Origin of the sequence: Streptomyces cavernicola, from assembly GCF_029968035.1 — a bacterium.
GTDB classification, from domain to species: Bacteria; Actinomycetota; Actinomycetes; order Streptomycetales; family Streptomycetaceae; genus Streptomyces; species Streptomyces cavernicola.
In genome coordinates this window covers 98,521-117,876 of record NZ_JASCIQ010000029.1, presented here as the reverse complement: position 1 = coordinate 117,876, position 19,356 = coordinate 98,521, and the positions used below count along the sequence as shown (strand labels likewise).

The 19,356-nt window shown below is 72.6% G+C and carries 17 protein-coding genes, 5 tRNA genes and 1 pseudogene; 8 read left to right on the top strand and 15 right to left on the bottom strand.

The window, feature by feature from the left end; genetic code table 11:
• Positions 1-378: pseudogene (locus QIS96_RS25560) on the bottom strand (chorismate-binding protein); the annotation flags it as partial.
• Positions 379-553: 175 nt separating this feature from the next.
• Here QIS96_RS25560 and QIS96_RS25555 point away from each other — a divergent pair.
• The 5 genes from QIS96_RS25555 (at position 554) to QIS96_RS25535 (ending at position 1,022) form a co-directional block, all read left to right on the top strand.
• Positions 554-626, top strand: a tRNA-Gly gene (locus QIS96_RS25555).
• Positions 627-663: 37 nt separating this feature from the next.
• Positions 664-737: transfer RNA gene (locus QIS96_RS25550), tRNA-Cys, on the top strand.
• Between the two features lies 1 nt (position 738).
• A tRNA-Val gene (locus tag QIS96_RS25545) sits at positions 739-810 on the top strand.
• 33 nt (positions 811-843) lie between these two features.
• Positions 844-915 (top strand) — tRNA-Val (locus tag QIS96_RS25540).
• A gap of 35 nt (positions 916-950) precedes the next feature.
• A tRNA-Val gene (locus tag QIS96_RS25535) sits at positions 951-1,022 on the top strand.
• Positions 1,023-1,121: 99 nt separating this feature from the next.
• Here the strand turns inward: QIS96_RS25535 and QIS96_RS25530 are convergent.
• The 4 genes from QIS96_RS25530 to QIS96_RS25515 all read right to left on the bottom strand — a co-directional run bounded on the left by QIS96_RS25530 (position 1,122) and on the right by QIS96_RS25515 (position 3,329).
• On the bottom strand, positions 1,122-1,427 hold the full coding sequence (locus QIS96_RS25530; RefSeq protein WP_282545078.1) for a TFIIB-type zinc ribbon-containing protein: 306 nt from the start codon (positions 1,425-1,427) through the stop codon (positions 1,122-1,124).
• A gap of 70 nt (positions 1,428-1,497) precedes the next feature.
• Entirely contained in the window at positions 1,498-2,454 is a 957-nt protein-coding gene (locus QIS96_RS25525; RefSeq protein ID WP_282545077.1) for a phosphotransferase family protein, read from the bottom strand.
• Between the two features lie 228 nt (positions 2,455-2,682).
• Positions 2,683-2,889 carry a hypothetical protein gene (locus QIS96_RS25520; protein ID WP_282545076.1) on the bottom strand — a complete coding sequence of 69 codons (207 nt, stop codon included), beginning with the start codon at positions 2,887-2,889 and terminating at the stop codon, positions 2,683-2,685.
• Between the two features lie 197 nt (positions 2,890-3,086).
• Complete coding sequence (locus QIS96_RS25515; protein ID WP_282545075.1) at positions 3,087-3,329, bottom strand: hypothetical protein; 243 nt, start codon at positions 3,327-3,329, stop codon at positions 3,087-3,089.
• A gap of 211 nt (positions 3,330-3,540) precedes the next feature.
• Between QIS96_RS25515 and QIS96_RS25510 the strand changes: the two genes are divergently transcribed.
• Positions 3,541-4,863, top strand: coding sequence for a serine/threonine-protein kinase (locus QIS96_RS25510; protein ID WP_282545087.1), 1,323 nt, complete (start codon positions 3,541-3,543; stop codon positions 4,861-4,863).
• Positions 4,864-4,906: 43 nt separating this feature from the next.
• On the opposite strand, the gene QIS96_RS25505 is transcribed toward QIS96_RS25510, so the two are convergent.
• The 10 genes from QIS96_RS25505 to QIS96_RS25460 all read right to left on the bottom strand — a co-directional run bounded on the left by QIS96_RS25505 (position 4,907) and on the right by QIS96_RS25460 (position 18,340).
• Positions 4,907-5,725, bottom strand: a complete 819-nt coding sequence (locus tag QIS96_RS25505) for a TrmH family RNA methyltransferase (protein WP_282545074.1) — start codon at positions 5,723-5,725, stop codon at positions 4,907-4,909.
• A gap of 86 nt (positions 5,726-5,811) precedes the next feature.
• Positions 5,812-7,050, bottom strand: coding sequence for a uroporphyrinogen-III C-methyltransferase (cobA, locus tag QIS96_RS25500; protein ID WP_282545073.1), 1,239 nt, complete (start codon positions 7,048-7,050; stop codon positions 5,812-5,814).
• A 220-nt stretch (positions 7,051-7,270) separates the two neighbouring features.
• Positions 7,271-11,116 carry a nicotinate-nucleotide--dimethylbenzimidazole phosphoribosyltransferase gene (gene cobT, locus QIS96_RS25495; RefSeq protein WP_282545072.1) on the bottom strand — a complete coding sequence of 1,282 codons (3,846 nt, stop codon included), beginning with the start codon at positions 11,114-11,116 and terminating at the stop codon, positions 7,271-7,273.
• A gap of 377 nt (positions 11,117-11,493) precedes the next feature.
• On the bottom strand, positions 11,494-12,711 hold the full coding sequence (gene cbiE / locus QIS96_RS25490) for a precorrin-6y C5,15-methyltransferase (decarboxylating) subunit CbiE (RefSeq protein ID WP_282545071.1): 1,218 nt from the start codon (positions 12,709-12,711) through the stop codon (positions 11,494-11,496).
• Between the two features lie 178 nt (positions 12,712-12,889).
• The gene (locus QIS96_RS25485; protein WP_282545070.1) at positions 12,890-13,537 is read right to left on the bottom strand and encodes a GNAT family N-acetyltransferase; all 648 of its coding nucleotides are present in this window, start codon (positions 13,535-13,537) and stop codon (positions 12,890-12,892) included.
• A gap of 177 nt (positions 13,538-13,714) precedes the next feature.
• Positions 13,715-14,581 carry a MetQ/NlpA family ABC transporter substrate-binding protein gene (locus tag QIS96_RS25480; RefSeq protein ID WP_282545069.1) on the bottom strand — a complete coding sequence of 289 codons (867 nt, stop codon included), beginning with the start codon at positions 14,579-14,581 and terminating at the stop codon, positions 13,715-13,717.
• Between the two features lie 21 nt (positions 14,582-14,602).
• Positions 14,603-15,430 carry a MetQ/NlpA family ABC transporter substrate-binding protein gene (locus QIS96_RS25475; RefSeq protein ID WP_282545068.1) on the bottom strand — a complete coding sequence of 276 codons (828 nt, stop codon included), beginning with the start codon at positions 15,428-15,430 and terminating at the stop codon, positions 14,603-14,605.
• A gap of 65 nt (positions 15,431-15,495) precedes the next feature.
• Positions 15,496-16,251: a methionine ABC transporter permease gene (locus QIS96_RS25470; RefSeq protein ID WP_282545067.1), complete on the bottom strand. Its 756-nt coding sequence runs from the start codon at positions 16,249-16,251 to the stop codon at positions 15,496-15,498.
• Positions 16,248-17,303, bottom strand: a complete 1,056-nt coding sequence (locus tag QIS96_RS25465; protein ID WP_282545066.1) for a methionine ABC transporter ATP-binding protein — start codon at positions 17,301-17,303, stop codon at positions 16,248-16,250. Before QIS96_RS25465 ends, QIS96_RS25470 begins: the two co-directional genes overlap by 4 nt.
• Before the next feature lie 389 nt (positions 17,304-17,692).
• A complete protein-coding gene (locus tag QIS96_RS25460) occupies positions 17,693-18,340 on the bottom strand; it encodes an HAD-IA family hydrolase (RefSeq protein ID WP_282545065.1) in 648 nt (215 codons plus the stop codon).
• Between the two features lie 198 nt (positions 18,341-18,538).
• Between QIS96_RS25460 and QIS96_RS25455 the strand changes: the two genes are divergently transcribed.
• Positions 18,539-18,898 carry a hypothetical protein gene (locus tag QIS96_RS25455; RefSeq protein WP_282545064.1) on the top strand — a complete coding sequence of 120 codons (360 nt, stop codon included), beginning with the start codon at positions 18,539-18,541 and terminating at the stop codon, positions 18,896-18,898.
• 1 nt (position 18,899) lies between these two features.
• Entirely contained in the window at positions 18,900-19,316 is a 417-nt protein-coding gene (locus tag QIS96_RS25450; protein ID WP_282545086.1) for a hypothetical protein, read from the top strand.
• Positions 19,317-19,356: the final 40 nt, after the last annotated feature.

The window sequence follows — 19,356 nt, the reverse complement described above, 5'->3', positions numbered from 1 at the left end:
GGCGGGATTGCCGCGGGCGAGCAGCGCGGTCAGCGCGTCCACGTCCGCGGCGGCCGGGTCGGGCAGCGGCGCGGACAGCACACGGCAGAGATTGGCCTGATACACCTCGCCGGCCGCGATGTGCTCGCGGATGCGGCGGACGCCCGCCGTGTACGCGGCGCGGTCGAGCGATGTCGTCCAGTCGCCGGCGGCGGGGCCGTGCCAGCGGCCGGGTACGGGCAGCGGCACCGGCTCCTCGCGTACGCGGTCGAAGCGGGCGCAGACGAGGCGCCCTTCGAAGTCCGCGCTCACGGCCCAGAAGCCGGAGGAGTCCAGAGCAGTGGGGTCGCTGGTGACATCACGCAGGTCGGTGGCCAGGAGGCTGCCGAAACGTGCCATCGGGGAGAACGTCGACGGGGGGTTGTGCACGGCTGTGAGTCTATGGCGGCGTGCCTCGGACCGCCCCGGCGCAGGTGGCAGCGATGCAGGCTGCGCAAACGCGTTTTTGTACTAGGCCGGGAATCCGCTAGAGTTCAACACGTCGCCGGGACGCGCCAAGCGCCCCGGAGAACAAGCGGACGTAGCTCAGTTGGTAGAGCGCAACCTTGCCAAGGTTGAGGTCGCCAGTTCGAGCCTGGTCGTCCGCTCAGGATGTGGGGGATCTTCCCGAACTCCCACGCTCCTGGTGGAGTGGCCGAGAGGCGAGGCAACGGCCTGCAAAGCCGTCTACACGGGTTCAAATCCCGTCTCCACCTCCAAGGACGATTAGCTCAGCGGGAGAGCGCTTCCCTGACACGGAAGAGGTCACTGGTTCAATCCCAGTATCGTCCACTGCCCGGTACTCCGGTACGCTGCACGGGCCCCGCGCGATTAGCTCAGCGGGAGAGCGCTTCCCTGACACGGAAGAGGTCACTGGTTCAATCCCAGTATCGCGCACGCAGTACCCACGACCTTCGAGTTCGTGGTCCCGAGGACGATTAGCTCAGCGGGAGAGCGCTTCCCTGACACGGAAGAGGTCACTGGTTCAATCCCAGTATCGTCCACGCGAGTTGAAGCCCCCAGCCCTCGGCCGGGGGCTTCTTCGTTTTCATGTACGGGCGCCTGAGCGCCGGGCTCGGGACGGGCCCGAGCCCGGCTGTGCGTCAGGACGAGAACAGCATCCGGCCGAAGCTCTTCTGCCGGTAGTGACCGTGGTGGCCGTGGCCCGGGTGCGGGGCGCCCCAGGCCGGCTGCTGCGGCGCGGGGTAGGCCTGCGGGGCGGGGGCCGGCGCCGGAGCGGCCGGGGGCGCAGCCGGCGGGACCTGCTGGGCCCACTGCGACTCCAGGCGGGTCAGGGCCTCCAGCTCGCCGTAGTCGAGGAAGATCCCCCGGCAGCCGTTGCACTGCTCGATCTGAACGCCGTTGCGGTTGTACGTCTGCATGGGTGCACGGCACTTGGGACACTGCATCGTCGGCTCAACTCCTCGCCGGTCGGGACTGCTTCACCGGGACCGGTGCCCGGTTGCCTTGGTGGGAACCCTACTTGGCGGCCTCGGCGGGCAACTGCGGTGGGACGGAGGCCATCCGGTCACAGGCGTCCAGGAGGGCCAGCTCCACCTCGTCCAACTCCCGCCGCGCGGCCGTCGCCTTCGCCACGGCGAGGGCGGCGGTCTGCACGGTGAGCGCCCGCGCGGGGACGTCGAGCACGGGCCAAGGGTCGGCGTCGAGCGGCACGGCCGGGCCGGCCGCCGCCGCGTACGAGCCGATGAAGCGGAGCCACTCCTCGGGAGCGAGCAGGCCGGCCGCGAACCAGGCAGCCGGGCGGGCCAGGTCCCAGGCCGGGTCGCCGAGGCCCAGGTCGTCGACGTCTATCAGGAGCCACGGGCCATGCGGCGCGGGGTGCCGGACGAGTTGGCCGAGGTGCAGGTCGCCGTGGCACAGCCGCGCCGGGCCCGGCGCGGTCGACTCGGCGCGGGCCCAGGGCGGCAGGGCCGACCAGGCGCGCTCGACCACGGCGGCGACCTGCTCGGGCGGGCCGGTGCGGCGCATCCGGGCCACGGCGAGAGCGGCCTTGTGCGGTCCGCGCATCGCGGGGAGGGATCCCGGCAGGGCCTCGACGGGGGTGGCGTGCAGGCGGGCGAGGAGGGCGGCGGCCTCTTCCCAGGGCGCCTCCTGCGGGGCGTCCGCGTCGACGGGGGTGCCGTGCGGCCAGAACGTGACCTGGCGGCCGTCGAGTTCGGCGGCCGGGAGGTCCAGCGGGGCCAGCAGCACTCCGGCCAGGGCGGGGTGGGCGGCGACGGCCAGGCGGGCGGCGAGCTCGGTGCGGTCGGTGTCCGGGGCGTGGGCCTTGGCGACGGTGGCGCCGTCCCGTACGACCGTGCCGTCGTCGCGGTCGGCGAGGACCGTGGGGCGGGCGGGGCAGGTGCACTCCGCATGCGGGCCGTGGGCCGCCGCTCTGACGGTGGCGGTCAGCGCCCGCGCGACGGAACTGCTCACGGATCCCCCTGTGGTGTGCGCCTGGCCGGCGCGCGGTCGGGCGGGCGCACCGGGCTGTGAGCCTACGCGGCCGCACGGACCGGCCACCGAGCTCCCCCGGGCAGGTAAATGCCCGCGCAGCTCCCCAGCTGCGCGGGCATTCGGTGCCGTCCGCCGCACCCCCGTCCCCACGGGGTTTCATGGCCGGATGTCCCCGCCCGGACCGCTCTTCCGGGCCCGGGGCGCCGCTCAGCGCCCCAGCATCGCGCCCACGGACGACGCTTGTACGACCACCGCTTCCCAGCCGCCGAAGACGACTACGAGCAGGGCCGCCAGGGGAAGCACCATGGCCGTCGCCACCAAGGGGTGACGGGTGCCGGAACGGCGGCCGCCGAACGCGGCGTGAGCCCTGCGTCCCTGCGTGCGGACGAGTGTCCGCGCTGCCGTGTCCGCCATGCTCCCTCTCCTGTCGTCTCTGGCAGCGGCGGGTGCCTGACCTCGGGGGACGAGTGCTGCACCCGCCGCTTGACCTCAAATCTAGGGGCGGGCGCGGGCCGTGACGTCATGCCCTCGTACCGATTGGCGGGCCTCCCGCAGGATGAGCCGGTGGCCCCTTCCGTACTCCCCTGGGTGGAGACGGCGGGCCGGGTCCCCTAGGACGCTTCGGTCTCCGAGGCCTCCTCGCGGGGCACGGGCTGTTCCACCAGGGCGAGGACACGGGCCGCCATGAAGCGGGCCGTGCGCACCGCGGTGCCGTTGCGCGTGACTTCGCTCACTTCCACCACTCCCCTGCGGACGCTGGTCTCGACCCGGCGGCCTGCCCTGCTCGCCACCACCTCGTACGTCCTCGTCGTGTCGCCGGCATCGACCACTATCTCGACTCGGTCACCCTTCATGGCGTCAATCCCCCTTGTGTGACGGCACGTTGATGTCTGCCGGAAGCCAGGCGGCTCCGGCGGCCAACTCTCCTGACCACAACTGAAGTTTCCCATCCGGCACTGACAATCGACCGGGCCGCGAAGGCGCGGCCTATGAGCGCACGCGGGCGCGGAAACGTAAGCTGTGGCACGTCAATTGGTCAGGGCAACAGGCGACGAGGCGGCAGGGATTCGGATGGCGATGATGCGGCTCCGGCGCGAGGATCCGCGTGTCGTCGGCTCGTTCCGGCTGCACCGGCGGCTCGGCGCGGGCGGCATGGGCGTCGTCTACCTCGGCTCCGACCGGCGCGGGCAGCGGGTCGCCCTCAAGGTGATCAGGCCCGATCTCGCCGAGGACCAGGAGTTCCGCTCGCGGTTCGCCCGCGAGGTGTCCGCCGCGCGCCGGATCAGGGGCGGTTGCACGGCCCGGCTTGTCGCCGCCGACCTGGAGGCGGACCGCCCGTGGTTCGCGACGCAGTACGTCCCGGGGCCCTCGCTGCACGACAAGGTGGCGGAGGACGGCCCGTTGAGCGCGGCCGAGGTGGCCTCCGTGGGGTCCGCGCTGTCGGAGGGCCTGGTCGCGGTGCACGAGGCGGGGGTGGTCCACCGGGACCTGAAGCCGTCCAACATCCTGCTGTCGCCCAAGGGTCCGCGGATCATCGACTTCGGCATCGCGTGGGCGACGGGCGCGTCCACGCTCACGCACGTGGGTACGGCGGTCGGCTCGCCCGGCTTCCTCGCGCCCGAGCAGGTGCGCGGGGCGGCGGTGACCCCGGCGACGGACGTGTTCTCGCTCGGGGCCACGCTCGCGTACGCCGCGATGGGTGACTCGCCCTTCGGGCACGGGAGTTCCGAGGTGATGCTGTACCGCGTGGTGCACGAGGAGGCACAGCTGGCCGGGGTGCCGGACGCGTTGGCTCCGCTGGTGCGGGCCTGCCTCGCGAAGGACCCGGAGGAACGGCCGAGCACGCTGCAACTCTCGCTGCGGCTCAAGGAGATCGCGGCCCGGGAGGCGCAGGGCCTCGGTGCCACGGACACGCGCCCGCCCGCGCCGCGGCGCACCGCGGACCGTCCCGGCGAGCGCGCGGCGGAGCGTTCCTCCGGCCGGCTCGCCGAGCAGCGGCCCACCCGGGTCTCGGACGACACCGCGCAGCGCACCCGGCGGGCGCCCGCCACTCCCCCGCCGTCGTCGCGGACCAACGGCTCGCGCACGGGCGGGCGTCCAGCGTCCTCGCGTACGGGTTCGCGGTCCGGGAGCAGGCCCGCGCCGCGCAGCAACGGCGGCCGTGCGAGCGCGCCGCGCGCCACCGGCACCGGTCGCCGCGGCCCCGCCAACCCGCGGCTGCTGCGGCAGCGGCTGATCGTGTTCGTGGTCGTCACGCTGCTCGTCGCCCTGGGCATCGCGGCCGCGCAGGGCTGCCAGGGGCCGGCGCGGGGCCTTGAGCGGAGCTCGCTGCAGGGCGCGGTGGCCGTCGCCACCGCGGACGCGTCGCCGGTCGGCTTCAACTACTAGGCGGGTACGGGGCGTTGGCGCCGTACCCGCTCCCCGTAGCGGATCAGGCCTGCGGGCGGCCCGTCGTCACCGCGTAGAACGCGACCGCCGCGGCCGCTCCGACGTTGAGGGAGTCGACGTCGTGGGCCATCGGGATGCGGACCCATTCGTCGGCCGCGATCAGGGCCTGCCGGGAGAGGCCGTCGCCCTCCGCACCGAGCATCAGGGCCACCCGGTCCATGCGGTGCGGGGCCAGGTCGTCGAGCGTCGAGGCCTTCTCGACCGGGGTGAGGGCGAGGAGTTTGAAGCCCGCCTCGCGGACCGACTCCAGGCTCTTCGGCCAGGCTTCGAGTCGTGCGTACGGGACCGAGAAGACCGCGCCCATCGAGACCTTGACGGAGCGGCGGTACAGCGGGTCGGCGCAGTCCGGGGAGAGCAGGACCGCGTCGATGCCGAGGGCGGCGGCGCTGCGGAAGATCGCGCCGATGTTGGTGTGGTCGTTGACCGCCTCCATGACGGCCACGCGCCGTGCGCCCGCGAGGAGTTCGCCCGCGGTGGGCAGCGGCTTGCGCTGCATCGAGGCGAGGGCGCCGCGGTGCACGTGGTAGCCGGTGACGCGCTCGGCGAGGTCCGGGCTGACCGCGTACACCGGGGCCGGGACCTCGTCGATGACGTCGCGCATCACGTCGACCCACTTGGACGAGAGCAGCATGGAGCGCATCTCGTAACCGGCGTGCCGGGCGCGCCTGATGACCTTCTCGCCCTCGGCGATGAACAGGCCCTCGACGGGTTCGCGCCGGCGGCGCAGCTCGACGTCGGTCAGTCCGATGTAGTCGCTCAGGCGCGGGTCGTCGGGGTCGTCGACGGTGATGAGATCAGCCACAGGGTGATACTGCCTTGTCCAAGGGGTGGTGCCAACGGCTCGAGAGAAGAGAGTTACCCGAGGTTACAGCGCGAGGGTCGCCGGGGTCACGCCTCGGGCTTCGCCGGGACGGACGGGACGCCGACGCCCACGACCTCGCCGATCACGATGACAGCGGGCGGCCGCACGTCCTCGGCCTTCGCCGTCTCGCCGACCGTGGCCAGGGTGGCGTCGACGCGGCGCTGGGTCGCGGTCGTGCCCTCCTGGACTAGGGCGACGGGGGTCTCGGGGGCGCGGCCGTGGGCGATCAGGGCCTCGGCGATCTTGCCGATCTTGTCGACGCCCATGAGTACGACGAGGGTGCCGCGCAGGCGGGCGAGGGCCGCCCAGTCGACCAGGGAGCGCTCGTCGTCGGGCGCGACGTGCCCGCTGACGACGGTGAACTCGTGCGCGACGCCGCGGTGCGTGACGGGGATGCCCGCCGCGCTCGGCACGCTGATGGAGCTGGAGATGCCCGGCACGACCGTGCAGGCGATGCCCGCCTCGGCCAGCGCCTGCGCCTCCTCCATCCCGCGCCCGAACACGAACGGGTCGCCGCCCTTCAGACGTACGACGGCCTTGCCGGCCTTGGCGTGCTCGATCAGCGCGTTGTTGATGGCCTCCTGCGCCATGAACCGCCCGTACGGGATCTTCGCCGCGTCGATCACCTCGACGTGCGGCGGGAGTTCGTTGAGCAGGTCGCGCGGGCCGAGCCGGTCGGCGATCACCACGTCGGCCTGGGCGAGGAGGCGGCGGCCGCGGACCGTGATCAGGTCGGGGTCGCCGGGGCCGCCGCCGACGAGGGCGACGCTCCGGGCCTGCGGGCGGTGGTGCGGGGCGACGAGGGTGCCGTCGCGCAGGCCCTCGACGACCGTGTCGCGGATGGCGGCGGTGCGGCGCGGGTCGGGGTGGTCGCCGAGCACGGCCACGGTGACGCCGTCGGAGTGGCCGGTCGCCGGGGTCCAGGCGGTGGCCGCGGCGGCGTCGTCGGAGCGCACGCACCAGACGCGGTTCGCCTCGCCCTCGGCGGAGGCTGCCTCGTTGGCGGCGTGGTCGCTGGTGGCGATGAGCGCGTACCAGGTGTCGGCGAGGTCCCCGGCTGCGTACGGACGGCGGTGCCAGGTGATCTCGCCGGAGTCGGCCATCGCCTCGACGGACGGGGTCGCGGACGGCGACACGAGGTGGACGTCGGCGCCCGCCGCGATCAGGGCCGGGAGGCGGCGCTGGGCGACCTGACCGCCGCCGAGTACGACCACGCGGCGGCCGGAGAGGCGGAGTCCTACGGGGTAGGCGGGGTGTTCAGCCATGTGCTGCTGCTCCTGGTGCGGAGGGCGTGCGCCGCTGCGGCGGTGGAGCGGCACGGGTCTGACGTGGGGGTTTGTGGTGCGGGTACAGGGTACGGGGCGGGGCGGTGCTCTTCCCCACCCCGCCCCTTCCCTGAAGTCCTGGCGGACGGCTTCGGGGGCTTCGCCCCCGGACCCCCGAATCGGCCTTCGGCCTCTGTCCTCAAACGCCGGACGGGCTAGTTCACTTCTCCGTGACCCCGGCCGAGTCGAACGTCGCCACCTCGTGCATCGCGCGGGCCGCCGACTGGACGACCGGGAGCGCGAGCAGCGCGCCCGTGCCCTCGCCGAGGCGCAGGTCGAGGTCGACGAGCGGGCGCAGGCCCAGCTTGTTGAGCGCCGCCACGTGGCCGGGCTCGGCGGAGCGGTGCCCGGCGATGCAGGCCGCGAGGACCTCCGGGGCGATGGCGCGGGCGACCAGGGCAGCCGCGCCGGCGCTGACGCCGTCGAGGATCACCGGGGTGCGCAGCGAGGCACCGCCCAGCAACAGGCCGACCATGGCGGCGTGTTCGAGGCCGCCGACGGCCGCGAGGACGCCGATGGGGTCGGCCGGGTCGGGCTGGTGCAGCTCCAGGGCGCGGCGTACGACATCGGTCTTGCGGGCGAGGGTCTCGTCGTTGATGCCCGTGCCGCGGCCGGTCACCTCGGCCGGGTCGGCGCCCGTGAACACCGAGATCAGAGCGGCCGACGCGGTGGTGTTGGCGATGCCCATCTCACCGGTGAGCAGCGCCTTGTTGCCGGCTGCCACGAGGTCGCGGGCGGTGTCGATGCCGACCTCGATGGCCTCCTTGACCTCCTCGCGGGCGAGCGCGGGCCCGGTGGTCATGTCGGCGGTGCCGGCGCGGACCTTGCGGGGCAGCAGGCCGGGGGTGGCGGGCAGGTCGGAGGCGACGCCCACGTCGATGATGCAGACCTCGGCGCCGACCTGGTTCGCGAACGCGTTGCAAACGGCGCCGCCACCAAGGAAGTTGGCGACCATCTGGCCGGTGACCTCCTGCGGCCAGGGCGTGACGCCCTGCGCGTGCACCCCGTGGTCGCCCGCGAAGATCGCCACGGCGGCGGGCTCCGGGATGGGCGGCGGGCACATCCGCGAGAGGCCGGACAGCTGCGCGGAGATGATCTCCAGCATGCCGAGCGCGCCCGCGGGCTTCGTCATCCGCTTCTGCCGCTCCCACGCCTCGCCGAGCGCCTTGGCGTCGAGCGGGCGGATGTTGGCGACGGTCTCGGCGAGCAGGTCGTGCGGCTCCTCACCGGGCAGGGCGCGGCGGCCGTACGTCTCCTCGTGCACGACCCAGGACAGCGGGCGGCGCTTGGACCAGCCGGCCTGCATCAGCTCGGGCTCGTCCGGGAACTCGTCGACGTAGCCGACGCACAAGTACGCGACGACTTCGAGGTGTTCGGGCAGGCCGAGCGTACGGACCATCTCGCGCTCGTCGAAGAAGCTGACCCAGCCGACGCCGAGGCCCTCGGCGCGGGCGGCGAGCCAGAGGTTCTCGACGGCGAGCGCGGAGGAGTACGGGGCCATCTGCGGCTGGGTGTGCCGGCCGAGGGTGTGGCGGCCGCCGCGGGTGGGGTCGGCGGTGACGACGATGTTCACCGGGGTGTCGAGGATGGCCTCGATCTTCAGTTCCTTGAACTGCTTGGCGCGGCCCTTGGGCAGGGACTTGGCGTACGCCTCGCGCTGCCGGGTGGCCAGTTCGTGCATCGTCTGCCGGGTCTCGGCGGAGCGGATGACGACGAAGTCCCAGGGCTGCGAGTGCCCGACGGACGGCGCGGTGTGCGCCGCCTCCAGGACGCGGAGCAGGACCTCGTGCGGGATCGGGTCGCTGCGGAAGCCGTTGCGGATGTCGCGGCGCTCACGCATCACGCGCAGGACGGCCTCACGCTCGGCCTCGTCGTACGCGGGGGCCGGGGCGCTGACGGGGGCTTCGGGCGCCTCGGGGGCTTCAGGGGCCTCGGGCGCGGGGGCTTGCTCGGCCGGGGCGCCCGCGTCGACCGGCGTGGTCGCGTCCGGTTCGGCTGCGGACTCCTCGGCGGGCTGCGGCTGTTCGGCCTGCGTCGCGGGCTCCTCGACCTGGACGGCCTGTCCTGCCTGCTCGGCCTGGGCGGGCTGGGCGATCTCTTCGGGCTGCTGGGCCTGTTGGGCCTGGTCCGCGTGGCCCGCCTGGGCGGCTTCGGGCGCGGGGGCCTGCTCGGGTACGGCCACGGGCTCAGGCGCCGCCGTCGGCTCGTCGGCCTCGGTGTCCTCGACGAGCTCGTTGATGTCCGTGACCTCGGCGGTCTCGGCCTGCTCGACGGGCGCGTGCGCCGCCTCGGGAACGGCCTCGGCCTGCGGCTCGACGGCCACGGGTGCGGGCTGCGCCTCGGGGGCGGGCTGTGCTTCGAGTACGGGCTGTGCCTCGGGCTCGGCTTCCGGCTCCGTCGCGTCGGGCTCGGCGGTCTGGGGCTGGGCTTCGACGGCGACCTCAGCCCCGGCTTCGGCTTCGGGTGCCGCTGCGGGCTCAGTGGTCTCCGTGGGCTCGGTGGGCTCCGCGGCGTTCTGGGCGACTTCGCCGGGCGTCTCGGCCGCGGCCTCGGGCTCGGTGGCGGGCTCGGTCTTGATCTCTGTCTCGGCTTCCGCTTCGTGCACGTGCTGGGGGGTTGCGGCGGCGTCCGGCTCCGCGCTCTCGCTGTCGCGGGGGGCGGGGACGGCGGCCTCGGCCTCGGCCTCCTGGGCCTCAGGAACCTGCGGGACCTCAGGAGTCTGCGGGGCTTGGAGAGTCTGCGGGACCTCAGGAGCCTGCGGGGCCTCCTGGACCGGCGCTTCCGCCACCGGCTCGGCCACGGGCTCCTCGGCTACGGGCTCCTCGGTCACCGGCACTTCGGTCACCGGCTCCTCGACCACGGCCTCCTCGGCCGCCGGCTCGACGCCGACCGGCTCCTCCTGCGGGATGCGCAGCGGCTGGGGCGGAGTCGGGGCGAGGTGAGGGGTGGACGGGATCGAGCCCTCCACCGGGACGAACTCGCCGACGGGCTGAGCCTCAACAGGCAGTTCCCCAGGGCCGGTTGAGGCGGCCGGGACGACCGTTTCTGCACCGGGAACGGTTCCGTCCTGGGCCTCCGCACCCGGGACGGGCACCGGTCCCGCACCCTCGTACGCCGGCTCCTGCGGCGGCTGCGAGGACCACGGCATCGCGCCCTGGAGCGGAATCTCACCGAGCTGCGGCCCCTGCGGGACACCGTTCCCGGCCCCGTTTCCGGACCCGTGCTCGGGCCCGTTCTCGGCACGCGGCACGTCCAGGTACTCGGGGCCGGACAGGGTCTGCCCGGAGTCCTGCGGCTGCGCCTGCACCTGGACCTGCATCGCGTGCGGCGGCGTGGCGGTGGCCGGGCCACGGTCGGCGAGCGAGCGGACCGGGCTCGCGGCGGCCGGCGTGGGCGGGCCCATGTGCAGCGGCCGACGGCCGTTCGCGTCGCCGTTGGCGTCGGCCTGCGCCGCCTGCGCCATCGCGGGCTGCTGTCCGCCGTGCGTGCCGCCCTGCTGCGCGGCGGGCGAGCCGGACAGTCGTACGTCGGCGAGGTTCACGGAACCGCTGTCGCGGCCGGACATCTCGTGCGCGCCGGGCACGTGCGCGACGGCCTCGGGGGCCACAGCCTCGGGAACCACGGCCTGCTGCGGGGCGAACTCCTGCGGCACCGCCTGGTACTGGGCGTGGTGCGCGTCCTGCACACCCATCACCTGCGGAGCCTGCTCGTACGGGATCGCCTCGGGCACGACCGCAATCTGTTCCTGACCGGCGGCCTGTTCCTGGCCCGCCGTCCGGTCGAAGCCGGGGGCCGCCTGCTCGTACCCGGCGGCCTCCGGCGCGTAGCCCGGCTGGCCCTCGGTCCAGGCGCTGTGGGCACCCGGCATGAAGAGCAGGTCGTCGTCGTCCGCGGCGGCCGCGGGGTCCACGTAGGGGTACGGGCCGGGTGCGGGAACGCCCGGCTTGTCCACCGCGCCTGTACTCGTAGGCAGTCCCTCGCCCGGAACCTGGCCGGTGTCGGTCATGCGTACCCCTCGCCCATCGGTCGTTCTCCTTCGGCCGGCTCGCCCTTGGCGGCGACAACCGCCCATGGACAAGAACGAGCGTGCGCGCCGCGCGGCACGGAACGGCCGCGTACCCACCCTTGGCGTGCTGACGCCAGAGGCATTGTCGCGGTCGGACCACCGCCGTGTCGCCCAAGATCTGCCACGGCCCGCTGTGGACTACGCCACGTCGCGCGTCCTCCGATCCCCGCCGTACCGCACACACCTCAAACCGGGCGTCTTTACCGGACATTGACGTACGAACCGACGAACGTCCGGGAGCAGTACAACGATCGGCCAGCCTACCGCGCGCAGCGGGGTCGCATGGTCACGGGGCGCGATACCACCCGGGCCGCTCGTCAGCGGGACGACTCGCCGCGGACTTCCAGTTCTCCGCAGATCAGGAAGGCGACCGAACGTTCGCGTTCCGTCCAGGCACGCGTGTCGAGTTCGACGGTCTGAAGGAGCGCGCACTCCACGACGTAGCCGTGCTCGCTGAGGTCACGGCCGATCAACTCGGCCTCGTCGCGCGTGGCGGCGTGGGTGACGATCCGTTCGGGCCTGCGGTCGGCGACGGCGGAGACCACGGCCGCGCCGCCGCCCCCGACCCGTACGACGTCGGGCTCGGGCAGGTCCTCCAGTACGTGCGGGGCCTCGCCGCGGAGGATCTGCAGCGGGACGCCGAATCGGCGGGCGGCCCGGTCGGTGCGGGCGCAGGCGTCGAGGTCCCGGTCGACGGCGATGACGGCGGCGCCGAACCGCGCGGCCTCGACGGCGAGGGCGCCGCTGCCGCAGCCGATGTCCCAGACGAGGTCGCCCACGCGCGGCCCCAGGCGGGCGAGTTGGGCCGCGCGGAGGCGGTCGTTCTCGCCCTCGCCGAGCCGGTCCTCGCCGTGGGCGCTCGCGGGCAGGGCCCAGCCGCGGGGGCGTGCGCCGGGCTCGCGGCCGGCGATCCAGACCTGGTCCTGGGCGACGGGGCCGCCGATGACGATGACGACGTTGGGGTCGCGCCAGGTGTGGTCGGCGGCCTTGTCGGAGCTGAGCACGGAGACGCGTTCGCGGTCGGTGCCGAGCTCCTCGCAGACCACGAAGGTGCGGTGCACCCCCTGCATGAGCAGGGCGAGTTCGGCGGGCCCCGCGCCCGGCGAGGTGAGCACGGCGACCTTGGTGTGGGCGCGGCACACGTTCACCGCGCGGCGCAGGGTGCGGCGTTGGGCGACGACGACCTGGGCGTCGTCCCAAGGCATGCCCGCGCGGGCGAAGGCCTGGGCGACGGCGGAGACGGCGGGGACGACCTCGACCTCGAGGCCGTGTTCGGGGGCGCGCAGGGTGCGTACGACGCCGAAGAAGCCGGGGTCACCGTCGGCGAGGACGACGGCGGTGCCGCGGTGGGCGGCGATGCGGCGGGCGGCGAGGGAGACGCTGCCGAGCCGGATGCGCTCGGCGCGGGCGGGCACTTCGGGCAGGGAGAGGTGGTGGGCCGCGCCCGCCACGAGGGTCGCTGCGCCGAGTGCGGAGCGTGCCGCGTCCGTCAGGGGCGAGCCGTCCCAGCCGATCACCGTGACCCGGTCGGCCATCGTCGTCAGTCTCCTGGGGGTTCTCTCAGGTCGTCAGTGGGGCAGCCGCCGGTCGTGAAGGGGAGTGGGCGGGCATCGTGAGCGTACCCGGTGGGTGTGTGGAGGGACCGATCCGGGCGGGAGCGGTCCGGGCGGGAGCGGTCCGGGCGGGGCGGGGCCTGCCGGGGCTGCGGGCGGTTCAGTTCCACTCGGAGAAGGCGGTGTAGCCGGAGGCCTCGGCGAGCTGGTCGGCGATGCCGTCGAGGTCCTCGGGGAGCAGGCTCCACACGATCAGGTCGGTGCGGGTGTCGCTCCAGGCGCCGTCGTCGGATCTCGTACGCGCTATGCAGGCGCCCCGCAGGATGCCCTCGCTGATGCAGCCGATCTTCTGGGCGACCTGCTGGGAGGCCACGTTGTCGGCGGCGGTGCGCAGTTCGAGGCGCTCGAAGGCCTGGTCGCGGAAGAGCCACTGGGCGACGGCGAGCGCGGCCTCGGAGGCGTACCCCTCGCCGCGGGCCCAGGGGGCGATGACGTACGCGATCTCGGCGGAGCGGACGCGCCAGTCGGTGTGCTGGAGGTGCACGATGCCGACGAGGCGCTGGGTGAGGAACTCGGTGACGGCGAAGACGATGCCGCGGCCCTCGGTCCGCTCGGCGGGGGCGAGTTCGGCGACCCAGGCGCGGGCGTCGGAGTCGGTGTACGGCTGGGGGGCGGTGGTCCAGGCGACGACGTGCTCGTCGTTCATCATGTCGGTGAGGCCGTCGACGTCCGCTTCCTCGAACGGGCGCAGCACGAGGCGTTCCGTGCTGATGGAGATGTCCGGGAACATCGATTGGGCCGTCGTCATCGTGCCGCTCCGTCACTACTGGTCTGCCGCCGGACCACTGCTGGTCTGCCGCCGATCCTTGCTGCCGAAGTGCCCAGCATGCAGCATGCACCCACCGAACTGCACCACGGGGCCCGCACCTTGGCAGGTGCGGGCCCCGGGTTACGCGAGGGTTTGTCAGGTACCAGCGACCTCAGGTCACTTGCCGGTGACCGGCAGGACCGAGCCCTGGTACTTGTCCTCGATGAACTTCTTCACCTCGGGCGAAGTCAGCAGCTCCGCGAGCTTCTTGACCCTCGGGTCGTCCTCGTCGCCCTTCTTGACGGCGAGCACGTTGTTGTACGGGTTGTCCTCGACGGACTCCAGGAGGATGGCGTCCTTCTTGGGGCTGAGCCCGGCGTCGAGCGCGTAGTTGTTGTTGATGACCGCCGCGTCGACGTCCTTCAACGAGCGCGGCAGCTGGGCCGGTTCGATCTCCTTGAAGGCGAGGTCCCGCGGGTTCTTCGCGACGTCCGCTGGGCTCGCGTTCGCGCCCGCGTCCTTCTTGAGCTCGATCAGCCCCTCTGAGGCGAGGAGTTCGAGCGCCCGGCCCTCGTTGGTGGTGTCGTTGGGCAGGGCGACCGTGGCGCCCTTCTTCAGCTCGCCGGGGCTCTCGACCTGCTCGGAGTAGAGGCCCATGGGCGGCAGGTACACCTCGACGACCGAGGTCAGCGTGGTGCCCTTGGACTCGTTGAAGTCGTCCAGGTAGGGCTTGTGCTGGTACAGGTTGGCGCCGAGGGTGCCGTCCTGGAGCGCGGTGTTCGGCAGGACGTAGTCCGTGAACTCCTTGATCTCCAGGTCGAGTCCGGCCTTCTTCGCCAGCTTCTGCTGTACGTACGTGAGGACTTCGCCGGCCGGGGTCGGGGTGGCTCCGACGACGAGCGGGCCGCTCTTGTCGTCGGAGCCGGAGCCCGAGCCCGCGCCGCCCGCCCCGCAGGCCGTCAGGCCGAGCGCGAGGGCTGCGGCGACGACGGCTGCGGGCAGGGCGGACAGGGCGGGCAGGGCGGGCAGGGTGCGGTTACGCATGACCGTGCTGCGCTCTCGGACTCAGAACGAGGGCAGGACGGAGCCGGCGTACTCGTCCTCGATGAACTTCTTCACCTCGGGCGACGTGAGCAGCTTGGCGAGCTTCTTCACGCGCGGGTCGTCCGCGTTGTCCTCGGTGACGGCGAGGACGTTGTTGTAGTCGTTGCCCTTGGCGCTCTCGAGGAGCAGCGCGTCCTTGGCCGGCTTGAGGTCGGCGCCGATGGCGTAGTTGCCGTTGATGACCGCGGCGTCGACGTCCTTCAGGGAGCGCGGCGTCTGGGCGGCCTCGACCTCCTTGAACTCCAGGCCCTTCGGGTTCTTCGCGATGTCCTGCGGGGTCGCGGTGGCCTCGGAGCCCTTCTTCAGGGTGATGAGGTCGTTGGCGGCGAGGAAGCGCAGGGCGCGGGACTCGTTGTCGGCGTCGTTGGGAAGGGCGACGGTGGCGCCCTTCTTCAGGTCGTCGGCCTTCTTGATCTTCTCGGAGTAGAGGCCGAGCGGCTCGAGGTGGACCGTGGCGACGGACTCGAGGTGCGTGCCGTTCTTCTTGTTGAAGTCCTCGAGGTACGGCTGGGTCTGGAAGTAGTTGGCGCCGACGGAGCCGTCCTCGGTGGCCTGGTTCGGCTGGACGTAGTCCGTGAACTCCTTGACCTCGAGCTTGAGGCCTTCCTTCGGCGCCAGCTCGTCCTTGATGTAGTTCAGGATCTCGGCGTGCGGGACGGGGGTCGCCGCGACGATCAGCGGGTCGGAGGCCTTGGCCTTCTCGTCCTCGCCGCCGCCGCAGGCGGTCAGGCCGAAGGTGAGGGCGCCGGTGGCGAGGACAGCAGCGGTGATCTTGGTGGTGTTACGCACGAAAAGTGCCTTTCTCCATGGGTGGTGCAGGTGGTGCGACCCGCCGGTTGGGACGGGGGCAGGATTCAGCTGGTCTTGGTGGCCGTGGCCTCGGCGGTGACCGGGGCGCCGCTCCGCTTCAGGCCGGTGAAGGCGCGGAAGCGGAGCGGTTCGCCGCCCTTGCCCGCACGGCGGTGCAGGACCCTGGCGCCGCTGTCGCCGGCGAACTGGATGAGCGAGATGACGACGGCGAGGACGGCGACGGTGATCCACATCAGGCTGGACTCGAAGCGCTGGTAGCCGTAGCGGATGGCGATGTCGCCGAGGCCGCCCGCGCCGACGGTGCCGGCCATGGCCGAGTAGCCGATGAGGGCGACGATCGTGGTGGTGGTCGCCGAGATCAGCGAAGGCAGCGACTCGGGCACGAGGACCTTGCGTACGACGGTCCAGGTGTTGCCGCCCATCGACTGCACGGCCTCGACGAGCCCGTGGTCGACCTCGCGCACGGCCGTCTCGACCAGGCGCGCGAAGAACGGGATGGCGCCGACGGCGAGCGGGACGATCGCGGCCTCCACGCCGATGGTGGTGCCGACGACGGCGCGCGTGAAGCCCATCAGGGCGACCATCAGGATGATGAAGGGCATCGAGCGGGCGATGTTCACGACCTGCCCGATGACCTTGTTCACGAAGGTGTTCTGCAGCAGGCCGCCCTTGTCCGTGAGGACGAGGAGCACGCCGAGCGGCAGTCCGCCGACCACGGCGATGAGCGTGGACCAGCCCACCATGTAGAGGGTGTCAAGACAGGCCTGCTCCAGCAGGGGCTGCATCTCCGACCAGGTCACTTGGCGACACCTTCCTTCACGAGCTGCGGCTCACCCGAGGTGAGGTCCGCGCGTCCTGCCACGTCGACCTGGAGCCCCTGCTCGCGCAGGAAGCCGATGGGGACGACGTTCTCCTCGAAGCGGCCGGGCAGTTCGATGCGCATCCGGCCGACCTGCTTGCCGCCGACGGTGTCCATCGCGGCGCCCAGGATCGAGATGTCGATGTTGTACGTACGGGAGAGCTGCGAGATGACCGGTTCGGTGGCGGTCTCGCCGTGGAAGGTCAGGTCGACGACGGTGCGGTCGTCGCCGGAGGCCTCGCCGCTGACCGGGAAGAGCGCGGCGGCGAGTTCGGAGCCCGGGGTGGCGAGCAGTTCGCCGACCGTGCCGGCCTCGACGATCTGTCCGCGCTCCATCAGGGCGGCCGAGTCGCAGACGGTCTTGACGACGTCCATCTCGTGCGTGATGAGCAGGACGGTCAGGCCGAGCTGCTGGTTGAGGTCGCGCAGCAGCTGCAGGATCGAGCGGGTGGTCTCGGGGTCGAGGGCGCTGGTGGCCTCGTCGGAGAGCAGCACCTTCGGGTCGCCGGCCAGGGCGCGGGCGATGCCGACGCGCTGCTTCTGGCCGCCGGAGAGCTGCGCGGGGTAGCTCTTGGCCTTGTCGGAGAGGCCGACGAGGTCGAGGAGTTCGAGGGCCTTGCGGGACCGCTCGCGGCCGCTGATGCCGAGGATCTCCAGGGGCAGTTCGACGTTGTCCTGGACGGTCCGCGAGGACAGCAGGTTGAAGTGCTGGAAGACCATGCCGATGCGGCTGCGGGCCTGGCGCAGCTCCTTGCCGGCGCGGGTGCCGCGGCCGGCGAGCGCGGTGAGGTCGACGCCGTCGACCGTCACGGTGCCGGAGGTGGGGCGCTCAAGGAGGTTGACGCAGCGGATCAGCGAGGACTTGCCGGCGCCGGACTGGCCGATGACGCCGTACACCTCCCCCTCGCGCACGTGCAGATCGACGCCGTCGAGGGCTGTTACTTCACGACCGCGTGAGCGGTAGACCTTGGTCAGGCCGGAAGTGGTGATCACTGGGGTTTCCGTCACTGTCGAGTGCGGGCGCGGGGTGCACGCCGGGCACGGGGCATTCTTCTTCGGAAGCCGGGCACGGTTCTCGTACGGGGCACGGGGGAACCGGGGAGTAACGCGTGCGCGGGGGCGGGGCTCGTTCCGCTCGGGGATGATGCGCGGACACGGCTCACGGGCTCGCTTCGGGGCGCGAGGCGGGGGTGCGGGGGCCCTCAGAAGGCGCACATTCGACACATACAACGAGCACCGGGCGTCGTGTTCGCCTCGGTCGCAGGGGTGCGGTAGCTCGTCGTGGTCATGCGGACCAGTAAAGCAGACAGGCCTACGAGCCGATCAGCGCTGTCCGAATAGCGGAACGTGTGAGACCGCTGTCCGAACGGCTCCGAGCAGGTTCAGTCGGCGGTGACGATCTCCACGCCACCGTCGATGGCCTGCGCGGACACCGCCGTGAGGTCGGCCACCACGGCGTCCGCGGAGAGTTCCGCCGCGGTGTGGGTTGTGGTCAACGCCACGGTCGTCATGCCGGCCGCGCGGCCCGACCGCAGTCCCGCGGGCGCGTCCTCGAAGACGACACAGCGGGCCGGGTCGACGCCCAGTTTCGCGGCGGCCAGCAGGAAGGGCTCGGGGTCGGGCTTGCCGCGGGTGATGTCGTCGGCGGCGACCATCGCGGGGAAGTCGACGCCGACCTCGTGCAGGCGGGCCTCGGCGAGGGGGCGGGTGGCGGAGGTGACGACGGCCCAGCGGTCGCGGGGCAGTGCGGCGAGCAGCTCCTTGGCGCCGGGCAGCAGGACCACGCCGCCCGCGACGTCCTCCACCTCCAGCTGCTCGATCCGCTTCAGGGCGCCGGGGATCCGCTCCGCGGGCAGCAGTTCGGCGATGATCTCGACGGCGGGGCGGCCGTGCAGCTCGACCCGCTCGAAGACGTCGGCGGCGATCCCGTACTCCTCGGCCCAGCGGCGCCAGCAGCGGTGGACCGACTCCATGGAGGAGATCAGCGTTCCGTCGTTGTCGAAGAGGAGGGCCTCGGCTTGGATCTTCATGCGGCCGACTCTAAGCGGAGGGGGTTCGTCCGCACCCCCTCGCCCCCGGCCTCCGGCCTCCGGCCTCCGGCCTCCGGCCCCGAGGGTTGTCCTTCGGCTTCCGCGCCGTCGTGGTTGCCCGCGCAGTTCCCCGCGCCCCCACAGGGGCACTCCCGACCCACGCGCGGCGGGACTTTCGCCCCGTATTAGGGTCTCCGCATGCTCATCGCCCTGACGGTCGCGACCGCCGTGGCCGCCCTCCTGCTCGCCGCATGGTGCGGTTTCGCGGCCTTTCGCGACCAGCCCACCAAGGACTGGCACTTCATCGGCATGGCCGTGGTGACCCTGCTCGCCGTGGTCCAACTCGTCGTGGGCGTCGTGCAGTTGGCGCGCGGTGAGGAGCCGGAGCAGGGCACGGTGATCTTCGTGGCCTATCTGCTCGGCTCGGCCGCGTGCATCCCGGCGGCGGGTTTCCTCTCGCTCGCCGAGCGCACCCGCTGGGGCTCCATCACGGTGGCGGCGGCCGGCGTGGTCCTCGCGGTGCTTCAGGTACGGCTCTACGACATCTGGGGTGGCTGAGATGGCCGGCGAACGCACACGGCTGATCAAGGGCCCGGGGCTGCTGCTCGTCTGGCTGTACGGGGTGATGGTGGTGGGCGCGCTGTCGCGCTCGGTCTACCAGATGTCCACGGAGTTCGACCGGGCCCCGCTCGCGTACTCCCTGTCGCTGCTCGCGGCGCTCGTCTACGCGTTCATCACGTACACGCTGGTGCGCGGCGGCGAGACGGCCCGGCGGGCGGCGCTCGCGTGCTGTGCGGCGGAGCTGGTGGGGGTGCTCGTCGTGGGGGCCTGGACGCTTGTCGACACCTCGGCTTTCCCGGACGCCACGGTGTGGTCGGACTTCGGGATGGGCTATCTGTTCATCCCGGTGCTGCTGCCGGTGACGGCCCTGTTCTGGCTGCGCCGGTCCCGTACGGAGGCGAAGGCCGCGGCCTGAGCCGCCGAAGGCGCGGGGCCCCGACAGCTCAGGCGTTCCG